Below are 1,299 nucleotides of genomic sequence, written 5' to 3' on the forward strand. Positions count from 1 at the left end.
CTGCGTCACATCGACATGTTCTCGGGCAATACCATCCTGGGCGACGGCGCGGTCATCATGATCATCGACCCCAACGGCATCGCCAAGGCGCTCGGCGCCGCCGGCTCCTCGGCCCATGACATGAACAGCGAGAACGGGGCTCACAGCATCGGATCGGGCGAGCAGACCACCTCGCTGCTGGTGTTCCGCGCCGGCTCGTCGCAGCCCAAGGCGGTCCCGCTCGGGCTCGTCACGCGCCTGGAAGAACTCCCGGCCGACAAGATCGAGTTCTCGAACGGCCGCTACATGGTGCAGTACCGCGAGCAGCTGATGCCGCTCGTCGCCATGGAGAGCGTCACCATCGCGAGCCAGGGCGCCCAGCCGATCCTGGTGTTCTCCGATGACGGCCGCTCCATGGGCCTCGTCGTCGACGAGATCATCGACATCGTCGAGGAGCGGCTCAACATCGAGGTCGGCGGATCCTCCTCCGGCATTCTCGGCTCGGCCGTGATCAAGGGCCAGGCCACCGAAGTGATCGACGTCGGCCACTTCCTGCCGATGGCGTTCTCCGACTGGTTCACCCGCAAGGAGATGAAGCCGTCGCTGCACTCGCAATCGGTGCTGCTGGTCGACGACTCGGCGTTCTTCCGCAACATGCTGGCCCCGGTGCTCAAGGCGGCCGGCTACCGCGTCCGCACCGCGCCGACCGCGCAGGAGGGCCTCGCCGCGTTGCGCGCGCAGACCTTCGACGTGGTCCTGACCGACATCGAGATGCCCGACATGAACGGGTTCGAGTTTGCCGAGACCATCCGCTCCGACAGCAATCTGGGCGCGATGCCGATCATCGGGCTCTCCGCGCTGGTGTCGCCAGCGGCGATCGAGCGCGGCCGTCAGGCCGGCTTCCACGACTATGTCGCCAAGTTCGACCGTCCCGGTCTGATCGCGGCGCTGAAGGAACAGACCGCGGGCGCCGCCGGTGCCTCCGAGCTGAGCCGCGCAGCAGCGTAACCAGCGGGATCAGGAGATACGCAACATGACCAAGAAGACCCAGTCCGGCGAAGGCGCCATGGTCGAATACGTCACCGCGATGATCGGCGGCCAGCTGTTCGGCCTGCCGATCTCCCGCGTCCAGGACGTGTTCATGCCCGAGCGCGTCACCCGCGTGCCCTTGTCCTCGCGCGAGATCGCGGGCGTGCTGAACCTGCGCGGCCGCATCGTCACCGTGGTCGACATGCGCGCCCGGCTCGGCCTGCCCAAGCCCGAGGACGGCAAGATCCCGATGGCGGTCGGCGTCGACCTGCGCGGTGAATCCTATGGCCT

At 67.4% G+C, this 1,299-nt stretch carries 2 protein-coding genes; both read left to right on the top strand.

The window, feature by feature from the left end; all coding sequences use genetic code 11:
- Nucleotides 1–987: response regulator (locus AC0L3U_RS38240; RefSeq protein WP_473364937.1), on the top strand; the 987-nt coding region annotated here is incomplete at its 5' end.
- 25 nt (nt 988–1,012) lie between these two features.
- Nucleotides 1,013–1,299: chemotaxis protein CheW (locus tag AC0L3U_RS38245; protein WP_247489697.1), on the top strand; the 287-nt coding region annotated here is incomplete at its 3' end.

The sequence above is a fragment of the Bradyrhizobium sp. Kon69 genome, assembly GCF_055807515.1.